14 protein-coding genes, 1 riboswitch and 2 other annotated features are annotated in these 15,588 nt (G+C 33.4%); of the genes, 9 read left to right on the top strand and 5 right to left on the bottom strand.

Going from position 1 to position 15,588, the window contains the following annotated elements:
* Positions 1 to 35 precede the first annotated feature (35 nt).
* Positions 36 to 308: an HU family DNA-binding protein gene (locus DN389_RS27265; RefSeq protein WP_001043960.1), complete on the bottom strand. Its 273-nt coding sequence runs from the start codon at positions 306 to 308 to the stop codon at positions 36 to 38.
* A gap of 204 nt (positions 309 to 512) precedes the next feature.
* Here DN389_RS27265 and DN389_RS27270 point away from each other — a divergent pair, with 204 nt between their 5' ends.
* Together DN389_RS27270 and DN389_RS27275 are read left to right on the top strand one after the other, a co-directional pair.
* Positions 513 to 1,280 carry a DUF3891 family protein gene (locus DN389_RS27270; protein WP_098190156.1) on the top strand — a complete coding sequence of 256 codons (768 nt, stop codon included), beginning with the start codon at positions 513 to 515 and terminating at the stop codon, positions 1,278 to 1,280.
* Between the two features lie 14 nt (positions 1,281 to 1,294).
* The gene (locus DN389_RS27275; protein WP_098190157.1) at positions 1,295 to 1,819 is read left to right on the top strand and encodes a DinB family protein; all 525 of its coding nucleotides are present in this window, start codon (positions 1,295 to 1,297) and stop codon (positions 1,817 to 1,819) included.
* A gap of 99 nt (positions 1,820 to 1,918) precedes the next feature.
* On the opposite strand, the gene DN389_RS27280 is transcribed toward DN389_RS27275, so the two are convergent.
* The 3 genes from DN389_RS27280 to DN389_RS27290 all read right to left on the bottom strand — a co-directional run bounded on the left by DN389_RS27280 (position 1,919) and on the right by DN389_RS27290 (position 5,718).
* Positions 1,919 to 3,112, bottom strand: a complete 1,194-nt coding sequence (locus tag DN389_RS27280) for a S8 family peptidase (RefSeq protein ID WP_060488697.1) — start codon at positions 3,110 to 3,112, stop codon at positions 1,919 to 1,921.
* Between the two features lie 226 nt (positions 3,113 to 3,338).
* Positions 3,339 to 4,706, bottom strand: coding sequence for an alanine/glycine:cation symporter family protein (locus DN389_RS27285; RefSeq protein WP_000451054.1), 1,368 nt, complete (start codon positions 4,704 to 4,706; stop codon positions 3,339 to 3,341).
* Positions 4,707 to 4,813: 107 nt separating this feature from the next.
* A riboswitch (glycine riboswitch) is annotated at positions 4,814 to 4,934 on the bottom strand.
* Positions 4,935 to 5,142: 208 nt separating this feature from the next.
* Entirely contained in the window at positions 5,143 to 5,718 is a 576-nt protein-coding gene (locus DN389_RS27290) for a hypothetical protein (RefSeq protein WP_088081789.1), read from the bottom strand.
* A gap of 132 nt (positions 5,719 to 5,850) precedes the next feature.
* Between DN389_RS27290 and DN389_RS27295 the strand changes: the two genes are divergently transcribed.
* The 4 genes from DN389_RS27295 to thrS all read left to right on the top strand — a co-directional run bounded on the left by DN389_RS27295 (position 5,851) and on the right by thrS (position 10,501).
* Entirely contained in the window at positions 5,851 to 6,225 is a 375-nt protein-coding gene (locus DN389_RS27295) for a hypothetical protein (RefSeq protein WP_098191280.1), read from the top strand.
* Between the two features lie 193 nt (positions 6,226 to 6,418).
* Complete coding sequence (locus DN389_RS27300; RefSeq protein WP_088081787.1) at positions 6,419 to 7,039, top strand: YdbC family protein; 621 nt, start codon at positions 6,419 to 6,421, stop codon at positions 7,037 to 7,039.
* Between the two features lie 183 nt (positions 7,040 to 7,222).
* Complete coding sequence (gene rluF, locus DN389_RS27305; RefSeq protein WP_001222161.1) at positions 7,223 to 7,930, top strand: 23S rRNA pseudouridine(2604) synthase RluF; 708 nt, start codon at positions 7,223 to 7,225, stop codon at positions 7,928 to 7,930.
* Between the two features lie 125 nt (positions 7,931 to 8,055).
* Positions 8,056 to 8,279: a binding site (T-box leader), on the top strand.
* Between the two features lie 35 nt (positions 8,280 to 8,314).
* Positions 8,315 to 8,537 (top strand) — a binding site (T-box leader).
* 44 nt (positions 8,538 to 8,581) lie between these two features.
* Entirely contained in the window at positions 8,582 to 10,501 is a 1,920-nt protein-coding gene (gene thrS / locus DN389_RS27310; RefSeq protein WP_098191281.1) for a threonine--tRNA ligase, read from the top strand.
* Positions 10,502 to 10,626: 125 nt separating this feature from the next.
* On the opposite strand, the gene DN389_RS27315 is transcribed toward thrS, so the two are convergent.
* Positions 10,627 to 11,109, bottom strand: a complete 483-nt coding sequence (locus tag DN389_RS27315; RefSeq protein ID WP_149237783.1) for a DUF2975 domain-containing protein — start codon at positions 11,107 to 11,109, stop codon at positions 10,627 to 10,629.
* Between the two features lie 388 nt (positions 11,110 to 11,497).
* Here DN389_RS27315 and DN389_RS27320 point away from each other — a divergent pair, with 388 nt between their 5' ends.
* The 3 genes from DN389_RS27320 to DN389_RS27330 all read left to right on the top strand — a co-directional run bounded on the left by DN389_RS27320 (position 11,498) and on the right by DN389_RS27330 (position 15,462).
* On the top strand, positions 11,498 to 12,265 hold the full coding sequence (locus tag DN389_RS27320) for an ABC transporter ATP-binding protein (RefSeq protein WP_000106412.1): 768 nt from the start codon (positions 11,498 to 11,500) through the stop codon (positions 12,263 to 12,265).
* A gap of 11 nt (positions 12,266 to 12,276) precedes the next feature.
* Entirely contained in the window at positions 12,277 to 14,160 is a 1,884-nt protein-coding gene (locus DN389_RS27325) for an FtsX-like permease family protein (RefSeq protein ID WP_098191283.1), read from the top strand.
* A gap of 270 nt (positions 14,161 to 14,430) precedes the next feature.
* On the top strand, positions 14,431 to 15,462 hold the full coding sequence (locus DN389_RS27330) for an alpha/beta fold hydrolase (protein WP_149237784.1): 1,032 nt from the start codon (positions 14,431 to 14,433) through the stop codon (positions 15,460 to 15,462).
* The last annotated feature ends 126 nt before the right edge of the window (positions 15,463 to 15,588 follow it).

A 15,588-nucleotide genomic window follows, 5' to 3' on the forward strand; every position in this document is an offset into this window, starting at 1 on the left:
TATTCGGGTTCACTTCAAAATGGCTGGTTTCTTATTTATTTCACAGCTTCTTTTAACTCTTTACCAGCTTTAAATGCTGGAACTTTACCAGCAGCGATTTGAATTTCTTCGCCAGTTTGTGGATTACGTCCTGTACGAGCAGATCTTTCGCGCACTTCAAAAGTTCCAAAGCCGATTAATTGAACTTTATCGCCAGATTGTAATGCAGTAGCAATTGTGTCAAATACGGATTGTACCGCTGCAGAAGCTTCCTTTTGAGAAATATCAGCGGATTGTGCCACGTTTTTAACTAATTCTGTTTTGTTCATGTTTTCACCTCATAAAAAGTTTTTTAGAATGAATGTTTTAGTATAATGGATAGTATAGAGAAAGCTATTTATATGGTTAGAAAGAATACTATATAGTTATGTTAATTTCGTTGTAAGAGACTGAATCCCTGCTAATAATTAGGGATTAATTAAGAATTGATGTATAGAAAACGCTGTAATATGAGGATGAGGGGGAGTATATAAATGATTTTTCGTGAAAAGAATGAGAATGAAAGTATATTAATTCGTCAACATGATCATGGTTTTTTAGCTGGAGAGATTGCAAAGCATATAAAAGAAGATTTTTTTGAAGATGAAACATACTTAAAAGAGACAATTAATGCAATATATGAGCATGATAGAGGATGGATAGAACTTGATAAAGTACCAATTTTGAATGATGCTAAAAATATTCCATATACATTTATGGATTGTCCAAGTTCATTGCGCTTTGTTTTTTATACGATTGGTTTGAATGAAATTGAAGATTCGAATCCATACGGAGCATTACTTTGTAGTAAACATTTTTTATCATTTCCATTAAATGATGAAGATGAAGAGATGCTTTCATTTTATACAGGGGAATTGGAACGACAAAAAAGAATATTGAAAACGTTAACGAAAGAACAATTTGCGATGTTCGATAAACATTATAGGTTATTAAAGTTTTGCGATGAACTTTCTTTATATGTGTGTATGAATAAACCTGGTGCAGAAAAGGAAGATGAAATTGATTTGTTTAAAGATGGTTTTGAAGGAACAGAAATGTTTAATAGTAAGGTGGAGAAACTTATTCAAGCTGAATGGGTGGACGAGGAAACAATTCGGATTACACCGTTTCCATTTCAAACGGAATTTCATACGTATGTAAAATATAAAACAATAAATAAACGTGAAATTGAAGAAAAAGGAATTGTAAAGGCTGATAGAGAATCAGAAATGAAGAAACAAACCATTCGTTTCGTACAATAAGGAGGCGATTTCGATTGAAAGAGTACATGTTAAAACAGTTGGATTACCATGCTTGGGCTAATATACGGTTATTCAATCGACTAAAAGAATTACCAAGCTATGAGACTATTTTTAATGAACAGATACAGAGTGTATTTCCATCAATTAAGGATACTTTTGCGCATATTTATATTACAGACCAAGTGTGGTTACACATATTGCATGGTAAAAGTATGAATGAAGCAATACAAGACCGAGAAAATTTACGAAAACAAATCGAAACTAAATCGTTACATGAATTAGAAAAAATGTTTGAAAACATGGCAAATCAATATAAAGACTTTTTAATTGCAATACAAGACGTGAATGCTGTATTTGTTATCGAGAATCCATATGCAGGGAAATTAGAAACTTCAATTTTAGAGTTAGTACAACATGTCGTAAATCATGGTACATATCATAGAGGAAATATAACAGCGATGATCCGTCAACTCGGTCATTCGTCGACAATGACGGATTTTGTACTGTATTTACATATGGTGCAGAAGGAGGGGGAGTAATATAGTTTGTAAGAAGGAGAGCCTTTAATTGTAAAAGTCTCTCCTTCTATTTTATCCCGCACTAATGGCAGATCACTGATTAAAGTTTTACATTATTTCTTAAGAGGCTTTATTTTCTTGTAATTGTTTAGCATATTGTATAGCTTTATATGCATTGACTCTACCATTTTTCCAATACGTACCTGTACCACTAATTTTATCAGACGTTGACTCAATAATTTGGCGGATTTGTGTATTGCTATATCCTTGATTTGCTAAAAGAGCAGCGACTCCTGCAACATGAGGTGTTGCCATAGATGTACCACTTAATGATTGATACGTGCTTCCTTTATATGTGGAATATATATTTGAACCTGGTGCTGCAACATCTACCCAGTTACCATAAGTAGAAAATGAAGATTTTCTATCTGATTGATCTGTAGAAGCAACTGCAATCACCTCGTTGTAATAAGCAGGATAATTAGCTTTTGTATTTCCAGCATTTCCAGCAGCTGAAACAATAACAGAGCCTTTATTCCATGCATATTGAACGGCTTGTTGTAAAGCAGTCCCACCATTTGGAGCGCCTAAGCTTAAGCTAATTACTTTTGCACCTGAATCAGCAGCTTCTCTAATCCCTTGCGCTACAGCATCAAGAGTACCACTTCCTTGATTATCTAATACGCGGATGGCATAAATTGAAGTTTGTGGGGCAACACCAGCAATTCCAACACTATTATTCGTAAGTGCTCCAGTAATTCCAGCGCAATGCGTACCATGACCATTACCATCATCAGATGTATTGTCGTTGTCAACATAATCATGTCCGTAAATTACTTTCGAAGCTAAATCAGGGTGTGAACCTTGAACTCCTGTATCAATAATAGCTACTTTTACACCAGGATCACTTCGTTGACTATCCCAAGCTTGTGGAGCTTGAATTTTTTGCAATCCATATTGATTTTTAAAATATGGGTCGTTCGGAGTCCAAAAGGCGTGAACGTAATAATTCGGTTCTGCATATTCCACATCTGGATTATTTTTATAACTTTTTATTTTTTCTTTGACAGTACCTTTTGAAAATTGAACGACTTCAAAACCTAACGTATCATCTTTAGATAAAACGTTAGCACCGACAGATTTGTGAAAAGATTGAACATTACTTAAAGAGGCATTTTGTTTGAACTTAACGATTAATTGGTTAGGGACGTAATCAGTAGATGATGTTTCAGCACTTGAAGTATTTGTGTTAAAAAAGAAACCACCAATAATAAATGATAAAACAGATAGGAAAACAATGATTTTGTTTTTCAAAAGATTTTTCCTCCCTTTTCTTGGATGAGTTTTTCGGCGACACTTTAATGTCACATTCCTTTTCAACTATATAGTTAGACCATACGATTTATGTCATTTATGTGAAAAACTTTTAGTGGAATAAAAAAAGGGAAAGATCGATATAAATATATTTTTAATGACATTTACTGAGTTAGAAAATGAAAAAAGGAATGCTCATTATGTATGAGTCATTCCTTTTTTTATATTAACTTGCCTGTTTTTTATGACTTTCTTTCAATTTCTCTGCTTGTAAAAAGCGATTCGTTTCAGCAACAACAATACCACTTAACCCAATAAGGCCAATTAAGTTTGGAATCGCCATAAGTCCATTTGCAATATCAGCAAATGTCCATACGATACCTAGTTTTAAATTAGCCCCAATAGCAATCATGACGATAAAGATTGCTTTATAATATTTAACAGCACCTTCTCCAAATAAATAAGCCACGCACTTCTCGCCGTAATACGACCATCCTAAAATAGTAGAGTAGGCAAATAATATAATTGCGATACCAAGAATCATACTACCAGCAGTGCCAAATACAGATTGGAACGCAAGTGTTGTCGCTTCAACGCCAGTTTTACCTGATTTCCATGCACCTGTAGTAATTAATACTAGCCCTGTAATTGTACATACAATAAACGTATCTAGAAAAGTACCAGTCATAGAAACTAAAGCTTGCTTTGCAGGTGAATCTGTTTTTGCAGCCGCTGCGGCAATAGGGGCACTTCCTAAACCAGCTTCGTTCGCAAATACACCGCGCGCCATTCCGATTTGAATAGCTGATGCAATTGTTGCGCCAATAAAACCACCAGCCGCTGCAGTCCCATTGAATGCGCCAGAAAAAATAAGTGAGAATGCTTCTGGAATTTGATCGTAGTGATAGAAAATAATAATAAGCCCAGCAATGATATAAAAGAAAGCTTTAATAGGAACGATATATCCTGTCACTTTCCCGATTTTTTTCACACCGCCTAAAATAACAATGGCGATTAAAAACGACATGAATATACCAGTTAAAGCAGGAGGAAAAGAGAAATTAATTCGCATTGCCTCTGCAACTGAGTTAGATTGCACCATATTACCGATACCGAAAGAAGCAGTTGTGCCGAATATAGCGAATAAAACAGCAAGCCATTTCTTACCTAAACCACGTTCTAAATAGTACATTGGTCCACCTGAATATTCACCGTTTTCATTACTAACACGGTATTTCACCGCAAGAATTGCTTCGGCATACTTTGTTGCCATACCGAACAAAGCAGTAATCCACATCCAAAAGATTGCACCGGGTCCACCGATTGTTACAGCAGTTGCAACACCGGCTATATTCCCCATACCAATCGTTGCCGCCATAGCTGTCATAAGTGCTTGGAAGTGGCTAATATCTCCAGAGGAAGATGTATCTTCTGATTTTTTAAAAGCTAGTTTGTGAGCGTATAATAGTTTACTAAACTGTAACCCTTTTAAACGCACTGTGAGAATGATACCAGTACCAACGAGTAACAACAACGTTGGTAATCCCCACACATAGTGATTGATTTGTTCTAATACTGTACTTACTGTCTCCATCTGTATTCTCCTTTTTATGAAAAAATAAAAACCACTTCAAGTAAATGAAATGGTCTCTGGAGAAACAAGGGATAGAAAAATAAACCGATACAAATCGGCATTTTCTTTCGCTTGTCTCTGTCCTTTTACCTGAGAGATTATCCGCTATAGTAGCGGATTTGCTCCTTCGGTGCTCTTTTTCCTCCGCGCTATATAAAAGCGAGAGGGAGTCTCTCCAGAGATTCGTCCCCATGCAGTTCTACTTGTAAACAAGACCTGAGAGTTTCAAAGTTGATTCAGCAACTTTTTGCCCCGTCGGTAGATCAATAGACCTTCTCCTGAATGGTTCATCCGAATTATAAAATTTATAAAAATATTGATTGTAAATCAATAAAAACATTATAGACAGACAAAATATGAATTGCAATCTTTTTTTATTTTAAAATAGTAACCAGTTTTATTTTTTTGCAAGTCCTAATTTAACTTCAACTTCATTTAACGTAGATAAAGCGAGGACAATATGTTGGTCCGCAAGTCCTAAAGCATGTTTAGTATTTTCAATTGTTTCATTGGATAGAGTAGAGTTATTTGCTCCGTCTATAATTAAATTTGCTGCGTTTTTCATAAATTTAGAAGCAGTCTTAAATTCAGTTGTGAAATAAATTAGTTGTTCTTGTATTTGTACTTCCGATATATTTTCTTTAATTTTCACAGTGTCTATTTCGTTCATGATTTTTTCATATTGTTTGGAAATAGCAGTCATTGTGACTAATAGTTTATCTCTGTCTACTGAATCTCCGTTCGTGTTAATCTCTTCCCAGGTAGGCAACCAATCTTTTTCGATGATGTCATTATAATTTGTAGTTAATTCATCAATTTTTGGTTGTAATTTAGTTTTAAAACTTTTTGTATCAATTGTTTCTACGGTAGTTTTTTCGTTATTATTTTTATCTTTAGTTGTGTAGAAAATCGTACAGGTAATAATAAAAATAGAAATAACGATTGTCCATTTATTAAAAAATAATTTCTTCAATGGGTAATACCTCCAAAAAAAAATATCTTTTAATTATAATATATAACAATAATATTGTTAATAATAGAGAATATAGTCTGGAATTAATTTAAATTATATTTTTTATATACGTGAATAATTAAGATTAGTAAAATAATGAAAGTAATATGTGAGAAAAGAGGGTTTTTAGTGAAAATGAATAGAAGAAAACTAGTTTCAAATATTTCAACGGTTGTGTTATTAGCTGGTTTATTTACACTTATATATTTAGACAAAGAATCTAAAATTGAAGATTTTCCAGTACCAATGTCAGCAATTCATATTAACGATGATAAGGAAGAGGAGTATAAATATATAAGTGTAATGCCTATTACAAAGGCTAGTGGATGGGAGAACTTAGGGGAAAACGGACATACTGTTAGTTTTAAAAAAGAGGAGCGGAAGGTAACTGTATTACATTATCCGGGAGAACTTACGTATTATGTATTTGAACAAAAGGTGAATAAGGGAGATAAGATAAAGTTGTAATTCGTTAAGGGTTACATCTTTTCTTTTGATTCTGAATTATTTGAAATAAAATCAGATAGATGGTTTGATAGATATAGTGATAAATATGATTAGTTCTATATGCACATAAAGAGTAATGAGGAGATTATAAAAATATTATGTAAACTGAAAATTATAAGTGGAAGGTAAATTATATCCTAAGGGGGAGTTAAAAATGTTAATAAAAACAATCTACTGTAAAGTGGAAGAAGAGAAAAAAGAGTTATTTTCAAAAGCACAAGAAAAATGGCAAGCTATACAGCAGCTAGATGGATTTCACGGGCAATTTGGTGGATGGTATGAGGATGAGGCATGTGTATTTACTTTATGGGAAGATAGAAGTGCGTATCAATCATTTATGAATGGTGCTCACGATACCATTTATTTAAATAGTAATCAAGAGGATACGTTTCTTTCATGTGAAATTGAATTGTTTCAAACGTTGTATGATATAACTGATATGCCTATGAAAGACGTTGTTACAGATGGGTCATTTGTAAGAGTTGCAATTTGTGATGTAATGGCGGGAATGGAAAAGCAGTTTTTACATAAGCAAGAAACAATTTGGAATAAAGGGATGGAAAATGCAAAAGGGATGTTAGGTGGAGTTGTTGGGAAGTCTTTAAAAACTGAAAATCGTTACATTGTGTTAACTTATTGGAAAGATGAAATGGCGCATCAAAATTATGTAGATGAGATTTTTCCAGAGTTGTATAAACTAGCTAATATTTATGAGGATTTAGAAGATATAAGAGGTAAACAAGCTATATGTAAGGAAGAGTGGCTTGTATATTAAGTGTACAAAACGTGCATAAATGAATGTATAATAAAGATATTTTCTTATAAACGAGTAATTAATAGAAGACGTTATATACCCTTTCATGTTAATATATTTAAGTTATAATAGAAGGCTTACCCTTTTGTATTGTACGGTAGAAGCAGTGTGAGCTTGAATTTTTTTGAAAAGGATGTGCCTAATTTGCGTATCAATAAATTTATTAGTGAAGCTGGAAAAGCGTCTCGACGTGGAGCAGATAAACTAATTAATGAGAGAAGAGTAATTATTAACGGTAAGGTTGCAAAAATTGGTGACCAAGTAAATCCAGGTGATGATGTACGCGTAAATGGAGAGCAACTTCGTATTGCTCGAGATCACGTATATATCGCTTTAAATAAACCAGTAGGTATTACATGTACGAGTGAAAAAGCTGTAAAAGGTAATATTATCGATTTAGTGAATCATCCATTACGAATTAGTCACATTGGACGTCTTGATAAAGACTCAGACGGTTTAATTTTATTAACGAATGATGGTGATATTGTAAATGAAATTTTACGTGCTGAAAACAAACATGAAAAAGAATATATCGTTTCAGTAGATAAGCCAATTACACCTGATTTTCTAGAGAAAATGGCAGCTGGTGTGAAAATTTTAGGAACGAAAACGCTTCCTTGTGAGGTAACACAGTTATCAAAATATGAATTCCAAATTATTTTAACTCAAGGGTTGAATCGTCAAATTCGTCGTATGTGTGAAGCTTTAGGTTATCAAGTATACACTTTAAAGCGTACAAGAATTATGAATATAGAATTAAATAATTTACCTGTTGGACAGTGGAGAGATTTATCGAAGAAAGAGAAACGACGTCTATTTTCAGACTTAAATTACGAACCACAAGATTGGTAAAATTGAGAAGAGGAAACCAAAAATCTATTTTTGGTTTCTTTTTTTATTTAATAAAAAATCATTTTTAAACACTTGCAAAAATAAAATGAATAAGATATAGTAAATAACAATTAATGGATGTACTTTTAAAAGCAAAGAAAAGGACACGAGTTATTTTATCCGGTTATACAGAGAAGGAAGGAAAGCTGAGAACTTCCTAACGCAGAAAAATAACTTACCACCTTAGAGCTGCACTGGGGAAACTAAGTATCTAGTGCCGTGTAAGCGACGTTATCGCAAAAGAAGCCATTATGTTTTTTGTGATGGGAATCTGGGTGGAACCACGGATATAAGCATATTCGTCCCTATTTTAGGGATGAATATGCTTTTTTGTATTCAATTTCATAATAAGCGAAGAAAAGGACACGAGTTATTTTATCCGGTTATACAGAGAAGGAAGGAAAGCTGAGAACTTCCTAACGCAGAAAAATAACTTACCACCTTAGAGCTGCACTGGGGAAATTAAGTATCTAGTGCCGTGTAAACGACGTTACCGTAAAAGAAGCCATTGTATATTTACAATGGGAATCTGGGTGGAACCACGGGTAAAAGCACGCTCGTCCCTATTTTAGGGATGAGTGTGCTTTTTATTATGAAATGGAGAGATGAAAAATGAAAGAACAGATGATTGAAATGAAATTTCCGGATGGAAGCGTTAAAGAATTTGTAAAAGGAATTACTTTAGAAGAAATTGCGGGATCCATTAGCAGTAGTTTAAAAAAGAAAGCAGTCGCAGGGAAAGTAAATGATCAGTTATATGATTTACGCCGAAATATTGAAGAAAATGCGGAAGTAGAAATCGTTACTATAGATTCAAATGAAGGGGTAGAAATTGCAAGACACTCCGCAGCACATATTTTAGCGCAAGCTGTAAAGCGAATGTATGGTAATGTAAATCTTGGTGTAGGGCCTGTTATTGAAAATGGATTTTATTATGATATGGACCTTCCAAGTAGTGTAAACGTAGAAGATTTACCGAAAATCGAAAAAGAAATGAAAAAGATTATAAATGAAAATGTAAGTATAGAGCGAGTTGAGGTTTCTCGAGAAGAGGCAAAAAAACTGTTTCAAGAAATGAATGATCACCTGAAATTAGCATTGTTAGAAGCAATTCCTAGTGGGGAAAGTGTAACACTATATAAACAAGGTGAATTTGTAGACTTATGTAGAGGACCTCATTTACCGTCAACAGGCTATTTGAAAGCCTTCCAATTAACTCACGTTTCTGGTGCATATTGGCGAGGTGATAGTAACAATCAAGTGCTTCAGCGTATATATGGTGTTGCGTTCTCTTCACAAAAAGAATTAGAAGAGTATTTACATTTCGTTGAAGAAGCAGCAAAAAGAAATCATCGTAAATTAGGTAGTGAGCTGGAGTTATTTATGTTTTCTGAAGAGGCTCCGGGAATGCCATTTTATTTACCGAAAGGACAAATTATTCGTAATGAATTAGAAGCATTTTTAAGAGAAATTCAAAAAGAGTATAAGTATCAAGAAGTACGTACTCCGTTTATGATGAACCAAGAATTATGGGAGAAATCAGGACACTGGGGACATTACAAAGACAACATGTATTTCTCTGAAGTAGACAATAAAAGTTTCGCATTAAAACCAATGAACTGCCCAGGACATATGTTAATGTTCAAAAATAAATTACACTCTTATCGCGAATTGCCAATTCGTATGTGTGAGTTCGGTCAAGTACACCGACACGAATTTAGCGGGGCATTAAATGGATTATTAAGAGTACGTACTTTCTGTCAAGATGATGCTCATTTATTTGTAACTCCAGAACAAATTGAAGATGAAATTAAATCTGTAATGGCGCAAATTGATTACGTTTATAAAACTTTTGGATTCGAATATGAAGTAGAGCTTTCTACTCGTCCAGAAGATTCAATGGGTGATGATAAGTTGTGGGAGCAAGCAGAAGAGGCATTAGAAAATGTATTACATTCATTGAATTATAAATATAGACTAAATGAAGGTGACGGTGCATTTTATGGACCGAAAATCGACTTCCATATTAAAGACGCTTTAAATAGAAGTCATCAGTGCGGGACAATCCAACTAGATTTCCAAATGCCAGAGAAGTTTGATTTAAATTATATAGATGAGAAGAATGAAAAGAGAAGACCAGTTGTCATTCACAGAGCAGTTTTAGGATCTTTAGACCGTTTCTTAGCGATATTAATTGAGCACTTTGGAGGCGCGTTCCCGGCATGGGTGGCACCGGTTCAAGTGAAGGTCATTCCAGTTTCGAATGCAGTCCATGTACAATACGCAGATGAGATTGCGGATAAATTAGCACAAGCTGGCATTCGTGTTGAAAGAGATGTACGAGATGAAAAGTTAGGATATAAAATAAGAGAAGCACAAATGCAAAAAGTTCCTTATGTTCTTGTTATTGGGGATAAGGAAATGGAGAACGGATCTGTAAATGTACGTAAATACGGTGAAGACCAGTCAGAAGTTATTGAACTAAATGGGTTTGTGGAGAGTATAAAAGAGGAAATAAAAAATAAGAAATAGAGATTGATAATAAAATACACCATTAACATGTATTACTGAATTTAAACTCATTAAAGAACCATAATAAATGATGAAGGGATAGCTTAATCGCTATCCCTTCATCATTTATTGTCATATACTTCACTTCATACCGTTAAATCATTTTCTGATTTTATATGAATGGCTTCTTGTAAGAGCTTTTGGAGAACTGCAGCAAAAACAGCAATCACGATAGAGGAGAAAATAATGATCAATCCAATTGGTATAAAACTTGGAGGATCAATTTTTTTTGCCATAAGATAGTAAAGTGGCATACCTAGTATGTATATGGTACCGATAGTGAGGGCACAGTATTTTATATTTTTTAAAGCCTTTACTGATAATACCGAGAACGCTTTGTTCTTATCAATATAACTTAAAAGTTTAAAAACTTGATACAGAGCGAAGTAAAAAGGTATCGTCGCTACGTACATATCGATTAAAACGAGAGATTCCATATAAGCAATAGCTGGATACAATTCTCCAGTGAAATTCCCGATTTTAGGAACTAAAAATATGCACAATGCAAGTACTACTATACCTATAAAAACAATAGCTAGTTTTAAAAAGAGTGTTGTAACTTGTTTCATAAAAAGCACCTCGTTTATTTAATGACAACATGATTTTATCATATAATTTATTGTTTTAAAATAAAATTATATTGTTTTTTAACTTATTATTATTGTTATTTATGTATCCCATTAATTTTGATAAAAATAAAAAACTTGCTCATTACAAAGGAATCCGCCTTATGAAATGGTCTGTAATATTTTTACCTTACAAAAATGTAAGGTAAATGTAAGCGAAATCGAAGGAACGAGTTTTAGAAAAGTGAGAATATGGAATAGGAAAAAGGTTTACGTAACTCGTGTAATCCTTTCTGATTGAAAAATTTAAAAATTATTAAGGATTTACATGAGAAAAAGATAAGAAATATGTGAGAAATTAATTTTACACAAAAGGGATGGAGTGAAAGAGATGTCAACAAATGTAGTTACTGTAGAACGTGTAGAAAAAACGTATGGGAAAAGAAATGAGAATCAGTCAAAAGCGTTAAGGGGTGTGTCATTAAGTATTAAAGAAGGGGAATTCGTCGGGATTATGGGTCCTTCTGGATCTGGAAAAACGACTTTACTTAATGTGATTAGTACATTGGATCAAGCAACGGGTGGCAGTGTGACAATAGCTGGTACAAATATTACTTCTATGAAGGGGAATGCATTATCTGATTTTCGATCTCAAAAATTAGGATTCATTTTTCAAGATTTTAACTTACTAGAAAACTTATCAATTTATGAAAATATCGCTTTACCACTTTCTCTGCAAGGCGTACCTTCAAGTGAGATTACGGGGAAGGTAAATGAGGTTGCAAAGAAATTAGGGATTACTGAAATTTTAACGAAATATCCAACTGCTGTTTCTGGTGGACAAAAGCAAAGAACGGCGGCAGCACGAGCTTTAGTACATAATCCAGCAATCGTATTAGCAGATGAACCGACAGGTGCGCTTGATAGTAAAAATGCAAAAAGCTTATTAGAAGCGATGCAAGATTTACATGAAAATCACAATGTAAGTATTTTGATGGTTACACACGATGCATTTAGTGCGAGTTATTGTGAACGTATTTTATTTATTCAAGACGGTCTTCTTTATAAAGAGTTAAAGCGTCAAGGAACGCGAGAAAATTTCTATCAAGACATTTTAGGCGTGCTCGCTCATATGGGCTCAGCTGCTGAGTCTAAGTAGGGGGCGAGACTATGTTATTCAAATTATCACGTCATAGTATGAAAAAGATGTTAAAAGATTATATGGTGTTACTTATTGGTCTCGTTATTAGTATTAGTATTTTCTACATGTTCCAAACGATGGCGATGAATAGTGAATTTACGAAGGATAATAGTCTTATTGGTAGTATTAGACTCGTATTTTGGGTAGGTGCCATACTATTATCTTTCATTACTGTATTTTATATTATATATGCCAATTCTTTCTTACTCACATTAAGAAGAAAAGAACTCGGTATGTACATGATGCTCGGTGCGAAAAAGAAAAAAGTAGCACAGTTATTATTTATTGAAACATTCGGTATGGGGATTGTCAGTATTATTATCGGGATCTTAGTAGGGATGTTACTTGCAAGTGTAGCAGGAAACTTTTTAATGAATGGTATGGAAATTTCAGCAAAAGGTAGTTATTCATCTGTATATACACCAGCAATCTTAGTTACAGCTATTTTCTTCTTAATACTATTTTTTATTACTGGTTTAATGAATAGCATCCGTTTATTACGTAAAACAGAATTAGAATTAATACGTGAAGATGAAACACTAGATGAAGTGAAGAAAAGTAAAACTCGCATTATTATAATGACTGTACTTGGTGTATTACTAGTAAGTACAGGATATTATTTTATGGTAAATATAAAAATGTTTGCTGAACTTGGTTTTATAATAGCGACAATCGTTACAACACTCGGAACATATTTTATCTTTAGTTCATTGCTTCCATTTTTTGTGATGAAAATTAAAGAGAATAAAAAACGAAATGAAACGGGCTTAAATAGTTTTACATATGCACAGCTACGCTTTCGAGTAAATAGTTTATCGAGAGTATTAGGTACCGTAGCGATGTTAATTGCATTAGGTGCAGGTGCGATGACGGCAGGGATGGCGTTCCAAAAAAATGTAGGTATTATGACAGACTTCTCTCGTGTATATGATGTCGTAATTCATGATCCAAATAATCAAGATAAAGCAGCCTTAAAAGAAATGGAAATTGTGGAAGAAAGCAAGTATAAGTATAAAGTAGATGGAGAAGCGGTTTATTATTTACGTAACGACTTAACTGAGAAACCACCACTTGTTTCAGACCACTTTGATACAAAAACTTTAAAAGAACCTGCTCGTAAACGTGTGGCTGAACCTTTAACTGAACCTGTTTATTCTGCTTTGGAAGCTCCTGAAGCAGCCAATAAACTTCCTCGTATGCCAAGGGATTGGGAAGATGCGGTTGTAAGAGAAATACAAATTACACATAATCAATTTAACGGAAAACCTGTAAGGATTGCAGATGAAGAACACTACAAAGCAGTTCAAGGAACGGAACATAGTGTAACATTAGCAAAAGTAGATGATATGAAAAAATATAAACCGTTGTTAATTGAAATAGACAAGAGACAAAAAGAACAAATTGAAAAAACAACAGGTGCAAAAGTAGACTTATTTACGAAAATGACAATTTATCAGTTTATGAACAGTTTCATGAGTGGAACAATGTTTATGGGATTTTTCCTCGGAATTGCCTTTTTAGCAATGATGGCAAGTTCTCTTATGTTCAAAATATTAACAGGTGCTTCTCGTGACGTACGACGTTATGAAATGTTACGAAAAATTGGTGTGAGACGTAGTATGTTAACGAAAAGTATATATAAAGAAATTTCATATTTATTTATCTTCCCGGCAATCATTGGGATTTCCCACGTGTTAGTAGGGCTAAACTTATTTAGCTTCATATTAGTTGACCCGTTTGTAAAAGTGTGGGTGCCGATAGGGATTTTCTTAGTCATTTATTTCATCTATTACTGGATAACTGTTCAACTTTACAAAGGTATGGTAATGCCGAAAGAAGAGGTAGCGAAATAGTTAAAGAAAAAAGTCTTTGTTTTGAAAACAAGGGCTTTTTTCTATATTTCTAATACTTGTGATCGAGTCTTTCTAAGGAAAAGTATTGAAAATTAAGAAAATATTAAGAATTTATATAGCGGAAAGTTAAGAAGTGTATGGGATATTAAGTATGTGCAAAAGAGCAAGATGAAATTGCAGAGAGAAATTGTTATATATTCATATTATTTTGAGGGAGTTTTACAGAATTAAATTGATGTTTTTATAAATTTAAAAGAAAGGAGACTACTTATGAAGAAGATAAAAAAATTAATAAAACTTATTGGTGCCATCACTACACTATTATTAATCGTAGCACTAATATTTCCTACATGGACTTCGCAAATAAAGGGGAAGAACAGTATAAACATATTAGAGCAAGTAGAGATAAATGGCAGTGGTCATGAAATTATGATACGCGGCAAAGATAGGAACAATCCAGTTATTATTTTTGTACATGGTGGACCAGGAACTTCAGAAATACCATATGCTCAAAAATACCAAAACTTATTGGAAGAGAAATTCACAGTTGTTAATTACGATCAAAGAGCGAGCGGGAAGTCGTATCATTTCTTTGAAGACTATTCGAATCTTACATCAGATCTTCTTGTAGAAGATTTATTAGCTATGACAGATTATATTTCAAAACATCTTGGTAAAGAAAAATTTATATTGGTTGGTCATTCTTACGGTACATATATCGGAATGCAAGCTGCTAATAAAGCTCCTGAAAAATATGAAGCATATGTTGGCATAGGGCAGATGAGTGATACAGTAGAAAGTGAAATGGATAGTTTAAATTATGTGATTGAACAGGCGCAAAATGCTGGGGATACAGATGAGGTGTCCTATTTAAATGGGTTGACTGAAAAAATTAAAAATGGCGATACATACACTCCGAGAAATTATGTTGCGAAATATGGTGGAACATCAAGACGCATTGAAAATCCAGATGGTGATAACATCGGAATGTTACTCAGTAATGAATATAACTTGTTAGACGTAATTCGTTATAACGTTGGATTATCACATTCTCAAACTGTTTTATTAAAAAAGGATTTAAAGAATCCATTGCCTACTAAGGTGACTAAAATGAAGCTACCGCTTTATTTCCTTATGGGGAAATATGACTATAACACTTCATATCATGCAGCAAAAACATATTTTGATACGATTGAAGCAGGTCAAAAAGAATTTATTACTTTTGAGAAGTCAGCTCATTATCCACAATTTGAAGAGGAAGAAAAATTTTATAATTGGATGTGCGATACATTCGTAAAATAAATAAAGTGTATCCGAACTTTAGAAAATTATAATAGTTAGCGAGACGTATAAAGATATTTAGATGCATAGTATTAACTGAAGCGAAGTTAAATAAAAAGAATCTTGATAAAAAACAAGAGTCTTTTT

It is taken from the genome of Bacillus sp. AY3-1, from assembly GCF_008368785.1.
GTDB classification, from domain to species: domain Bacteria; phylum Bacillota; class Bacilli; order Bacillales; family Bacillaceae_G; genus Bacillus_A; species Bacillus_A wiedmannii.